This window comes from Peribacillus sp. P4_D6 (assembly GCF_056401795.1).
Genome location: NZ_JBFUIQ010000179.1, coordinates 1 through 5,870, shown reverse-complemented (window position 1 = coordinate 5,870; position 5,870 = coordinate 1). Strand labels below are relative to the sequence as shown.

4 protein-coding genes are annotated in these 5,870 nt (G+C 42.7%); 1 reads left to right on the top strand and 3 read right to left on the bottom strand.

Features of this window, described 5'->3' with window-relative positions; translation table 11 throughout:
* Nucleotides 1-89: 89 nt before the first annotated feature.
* The 3 genes from lpdA to AC1DVB_RS24690 form a co-directional block, all read right to left on the bottom strand.
* A complete protein-coding gene (lpdA, locus tag AC1DVB_RS24700) occupies nt 90-1,511 on the bottom strand; it encodes a dihydrolipoyl dehydrogenase (RefSeq protein WP_477591404.1) in 1,422 nt (473 codons plus the stop codon).
* A 131-nt stretch (nt 1,512-1,642) separates the two neighbouring features.
* On the bottom strand, nt 1,643-2,740 hold the full coding sequence (gene bcd, locus AC1DVB_RS24695) for a branched-chain amino acid dehydrogenase (RefSeq protein ID WP_057278787.1): 1,098 nt from the start codon (nt 2,738-2,740) through the stop codon (nt 1,643-1,645).
* A gap of 368 nt (nt 2,741-3,108) precedes the next feature.
* Nucleotides 3,109-5,166: a sigma-54 interaction domain-containing protein gene (locus AC1DVB_RS24690; RefSeq protein WP_095678582.1), complete on the bottom strand. Its 2,058-nt coding sequence runs from the start codon at nt 5,164-5,166 to the stop codon at nt 3,109-3,111.
* Between the two features lie 205 nt (nt 5,167-5,371).
* Here AC1DVB_RS24690 and AC1DVB_RS24685 point away from each other — a divergent pair, with 205 nt between their 5' ends.
* Nucleotides 5,372-5,608 (top strand): DUF2627 domain-containing protein, encoded by a 237-nt coding sequence (locus AC1DVB_RS24685; protein ID WP_034308264.1) that lies wholly within the window; start codon nt 5,372-5,374, stop codon nt 5,606-5,608.
* Nucleotides 5,609-5,870: the final 262 nt, after the last annotated feature.

The following is a 5,870-nucleotide window of genomic DNA, read 5'->3' as shown; positions in this document are numbered from 1 at the left end:
GTCCGGTACATATCTAAAACCGTTTCCTCATTTAAGCCTAATTGTTCATGACGTTTTTCTACCATCATAAAACCTCCTGACCTTATTCTTTAAGAATGTATGGCACGTCCATCGACAGCAAGGGCCGCCTCCCCGATTGCTTCAGAAAGACTTGGGTGCGGATGAATTGTCTTGCCTACTTCCCAAGGTGTCGCATCAAGCACTTTTGCAAGTCCAGCTTCTGAAATCATATCCGTAACATGTGGTCCGATCATATGAACGCCCAGTATATCATCCGTTTTCTTATCGGCGATGATTTTGACAAAACCATCCGCTTCCCCAAAAACAAGGGCCTTACCAACTGCACGGAATGGGAATTTCCCTATTTTAAGGTCATAGCCTTCCTTATTTGCCTGATCTTCCGTCAAACCGACACTTGCAGCCTCAGGGCTTGAATACACACATTTAGAAATGAGCGAATAATCCAGCGGTTCCGGTTTTTTGCCTGCAATATGTTCAACGGCCGTAATACCTTCATGGGAGGCAACGTGTGCCAATTGCAGACCGCCGATACAGTCACCGATCGCATAGATATGTGATTCCTTCGTTTGGAAGAATTCATTGGTTTCAATAAAACCTTTTTCTTTCACAATCTCCGTATTTTCAAGACCGATCCCTTCAACATTTGCTGACCTTCCTACGGAAACCAGCATTTTTTCAGCTGTGAATTCCTCTACCGAACCTTTGACTTCAGCAGAAATGGATACTGACTCACCCGTTTTCAGGGTTTCAGGCAATACCTTGGCACCTGTAACGAATTTGACGCCTTTTTTCGTTAGGAGACGAAGCATTTCACTGGAAATATCATGGTCTTCTGTCGGGATGATTCTATCTGCATATTCCAGTACTGTCACTTCCACACCAAAATCATTGAGCATCGAAGCCCATTCAATGCCGATAACTCCACCGCCTACAATAATCATCGATTTTGGCAGGCTCTCAAGCTTTAGAGCTTCATCCGATGTAAGCACCAATTCCCCATCAACCGCTAAACCGGGCAGTGTCTTCGGACGCGAACCGGTTGCAATGATGACATTCTGGGGAATGAGCATTTCATTTTCACTGCCATCATTCATTTCCACGGAAATTGTCCCAGGCATCGGTGAAAATATAGAAGGACCTAGTATCCGCCCTAACCCTTCATAAACCGTTATCTTTCCTTGTTTCATTAAGTGCTGAACTCCTTTATAGAGTTGATCGACCACTTTAGTTTTTCTTTCCTGCACTTTAAGGAAATCTACCTTTACATCCCCGGTAACAATACCGAATTCCTCACTTTTCACTGCAGTCTGATAAACTTCCGCACTCCTTAAAAGTGCTTTCGAAGGGATACAGCCTTTATGTAGACACGTTCCGCCGAGCTTGCCTTTCTCCACGACAGCCGTTTTCAATCCTAATTGAGCAGCCCTTATTGCCGCCACATACCCGCCTGTTCCTCCTCCGAGGATAACGAGGTCAAATTCTTCAGCCAAAACCACTCCTCCTCACAAATACATACAATTTGTCACCATTTTTACTTGCCCTATGTTTATTACGTTATCCATGTTGAAAATTCCTGTGTTTATTTAAAAAAACACAGGAATCTAATCTTGTAAAATTACATTCATTTTCTTCCATTCAGGATATGTTTTTCATTTTGCAGGAATTGGCTCCTTGAATTCCTCATGCGAGCAATTCGCTCCTCTGCCATCCTATCCGCCGCTTTATACGTTGGGATTTGATCACGTTTTGCAATCTCGATGACTCTTTCAATTGTATCATAAACCGTTTCCACTTTCTTAAGGGCTCTTTCCCGATTATACCCTAAAAGCTCATCGGCCACGTTTATGACTCCCCCTGCATTAATTACATAATCAGGAGCATATATAATCCCTTTTTCATGAATTTGATCGCCATGAACGGTTTCCTTTAATTGATTATTCGCAGCACCTGCAATGACCTTCGCCCTGATTTGATTGATTGTTTGATCATTTATGACAGCCCCTAATGCACAAGGTGCATAGATATCACAGTCGACTCCATAAATTTCATCTGGATTCACTGCAGTCGCCCCAAAGGATTCAACCGCACGGGCCACGCTTTCTTTATTGATATCAGTAACGATAAGCTTGGCGCCCTCCTCATGAAGATGACGGCATAAGTTATAAGAAACATTCCCGACACCTTGGACTGCAATCACTTTGCCTTCTAAGGAATCAGTTCCGAATGCCTCTTTTGCAGCAGCCTTCATACCGCGATATACCCCATATGCCGTTACTGGGGAAGGGTTACCCGAAGAACCGAATGCAGGGGAAATCCCCGTGACAAAATCCGTCTCCTCATGAATGAGATCCATATCCTCGACCGTTGTACCTACATCTTCAGCTGTTATATAACGGCCATTCAACCCTTGGATATACCTTCCGAATGCACGGAACATTTCTTCATTTTTATCCTTACGCGGATCGCCGATGATGACTGTTTTCCCCCCGCCTAAATTCAAGCCGGCAGCTGCGTTTTTATATGTCATTCCTCTCGAAAGCCTTAAGGCATCTTCAATGGCATCTTCTTCAGATGCATACGTCCACATCCTTGTGCCCCCAAGCGCAGGCCCTAATGTTGTATCATGAATGGCAATAATCGCTTTCAAACCCGATTGTTTATCCTGACAGAATAGCAGTTGCTCGTAATCATACTTCTCAAGATATTTAAAAATTTCCATAAAGGAATCCTCCCTAGATGTTTTAATACATGTCAGATATGAGACTACTGAATTTCTCCTCATTCTTACTTGTTCCTACGTTCGTTTTAAATAAAATCCGCTACTCACATGATATTTTCCCCATGGGGAATGGTTCCCTTGAAAAACCCATGCACCTTTAAATATGCAAATAACATGCCAATAAAATACATAATCAACATCTTTTTATCCAAAAAAAGGACATGCTGGTTAATATGTCGGGCAACTATAGCCTATAACAAATTCAAAAAAATTTCATGTCAGAAGTGGAGTCTCGCTTAAATTAAAATAAATCAGAAAATTCCACGCATTATTTTTCATAGTGTGCAAATAATTGCATGCAAAATTTTTCACAGTTTTAGTTTTTCCATTTTATAATATAGATTTCTAACTGAAATCCCCAGCGCTTTTGCCGTAAGTGTTTTATTTCCCTTGTGGGTATGGAACGCTTGCTCAATGATTTCGGCTTCATACTGGTCTATTATCTCCGAGAGCGGTTTCCCCGATACGTAGCCGGAAGGCTTCATTAATAATTTCTCTTGATTTAATGGAAGCTCTTCGATAAAATCCGGAATATGATGGATATCAATGATTGTCTCGTTCAATTTCATGAAAATGATTGCCCGTCCTAAGATATTTTCCAGTTCCCTCACATTTCCCGGCCAGTTATAGTTTTGCATCTTATGTATAGCTGCTGCTGTAACTCCCTCTATGCTCCGTCCATACTCCTGATTGATTTTATTAATCAAATGCTCCGCCAATTCTCTCAAATCTTCTTTTCTCTTTCTTAATGGAGCAATGAAAATAGGCATGCGGTTCAGCCTGAAATATAAGTCTTCCCTGAATGATCCGTTTGCGATCGCCTGTTCAAGATTGATGTTCGTAGCGGCTATGACCCGGACATTGATGGGGATCGGCTTCGTCCCCCCCACCCTGACGATTTCCTTTTCTTGTAAAACCCGCAGTAATTTAGCTTGGATGTTGGCTGGCAATTCACCAATTTCGTCCAAAAAGATACTCCCTTGATTTGCCTCTTCAAAAAAACCGACCTTTCCGCCCCTGCTTGCCCCGGTAAAGGCTCCTTCATCATAACCGAATAGTTCACTTTCAAGTAATGATTCCGAGATGGCCGCACAATTTACCCGAACGAATTTATTGAACTTCCTATCGCTCGCATTATGGATGGCATGTGCAAATAACTCTTTTCCCGTCCCTGATTCCCCTCTTAATAAAACAGTAGCAGGTGTTCTTGCCGATAATTTCGCCTGTTCAATGGGAAGCTTCATCTCTTCGGAAGCCCCAATTATATCATCAAAGGAATATTTGGCCTGCAATGTCCGGATGATCTGTCTTGCCCGATTAAGTTCGTGGGTCAAGGCTTGAATTTCCGATACATCATGAATGACGCCAACACTTCCTTTCAGGCACCCATCCACGATGATTGGAGCAACATTCACGATCACTTCCTTGTGTTTTGGGCCGACACGCATATTGACACCACGAACAGGTTTTTTTGTCTGAAGCACTTTCATATGCATACTTTCGCCTTCGTAAATATCGATGGAAGCCGGTTTACCGATCACTTGGGTCTTTGTTAAGCCAGTGATTCTTGTATATGCCGGATTGATCAAAAGCCCCCTTCCTTGATCATCCACAACAGATATGGCTTCATCACTGGATTGAATGATTGCCTGGAGCATCGTCTGTATCTCTTTTAAATCAGTGATCTGCTCCGCCAATTGCACAGCTTCCATCTTATTCCTAAACACGGCAAAAGCCCCTATGATTTCCTTATCGGCATTCACCAGAGGTATCCTTGTCGTTATGAGTTCCATCCCATTGCCAAGGGTGATTTCCTGATTCACTTCTTTTTGGTTCGTTTGCATCACTCGCAGCAATCCTGTTGATGGGATGAAATCTTTGATCTGTCTCCCAATTACATCCTCACGCTTTGTGTCTGATGCACGTTCCGCACTATCATTGAACATGATGATGAATCCTTCATGGTCAATCACCACCATCCCTTCACTGGTCGTATTAAGGATCAAATCCATTTTTGCGGAGGTATTCTCCAATTTACTTATTAAACGATTTTTCTCTTCAAACAACTTAGTCATAATGAGGGCGACACTTCCAGGAATGAGAATCGTTTGTTCGCCCATGTCCCTTTTTATCTTTTTATAGACAGACGGGTCACCGGTCGTATCAAATATGATGTCCAAATCCCACTTCAATCCCATGCTCCAATTAGTCACGGTAGGAATCCTTCGTTCTTTCGCAGCAAGCATCCCTTCAGCGGATTCATTCGTATCAGCCATACAAACAATGGAGAATACTTCACTTTCCGATAGGAGTTTCAACACGGTCGTCCCTCCCACTCCTCCCCCTACTATCATGACCTTTTGCATCAGCCATCCCCCTTAAGAAATAATTACCCCTTTAAATAGATCATTCCCTGCAATTTTTTTCATACTCCACACCATTTTACCATATCGGCCCCCATTAAAAACAGCCGCCAACTCCCAGTCATTATCTAGATTCCCGTTACTTGACAAATAATTTATATCCTTTATCATTTTTTAAAGATGGAATTTTCGGAAGGGATTTGACTGCATGAAACGTTTAATCGCTTTTTTGATTCTTTTTATACCCGGTGCCTTTGCTGCCTATGGCATAAAAATAATGAGGGACATGGTATTCGGTATTTTACAGCCCCCCTATCCATTCCTTTGGCTGCAATTTTTAATAGGACTGCTCATTACGATAGGCGGAATAGCCTTTATCGCCGGTTTCGTCCTACATCGAGATCGAAAACAAAATAAGGTCCAGAGCAGGTTCAATAAATTTTAAACGCAAAAAGAAGGTGCCTTGTATGGCACCTTCTCAGACTGTAGACAAACTCGATGAAAATCGAGTTTGTCTATTTTTATGGCTTGTTTGGACGTTGATTTCCACTCCAGGCACTCGCTTTCCGCGGGCGGTCGGCCCTCGGCTTTCGGCCTGCGGGGTCTCCCCTAGACGCGCTTTTCCCGCAGGAGTCTCGAACACCCGCTCCAATCAACTTTGTCTTACCTTTTAGATAGAACACTTTTGCCTGGAGTCATTTTTGTTT

Excerpts from the sequence above, each read along its gene's own strand:
- AC1DVB_RS24690 (WP_095678582.1), bottom strand. The coding sequence starts at position 5,166 with ATGCAAAAGGTCATGATAGTAGGGGGAGGAGTGGGAGGGACGACCGTG.
- AC1DVB_RS24685 (WP_034308264.1), top strand. The coding sequence starts at position 5,372 with ATGAAACGTTTAATCGCTTTTTTGATTCTTTTTATACCCGGTGCCTTT.
- bcd (WP_057278787.1), bottom strand. The coding sequence starts at position 2,740 with ATGGAAATTTTTAAATATCTTGAGAAGTATGATTACGAGCAACTGCTA.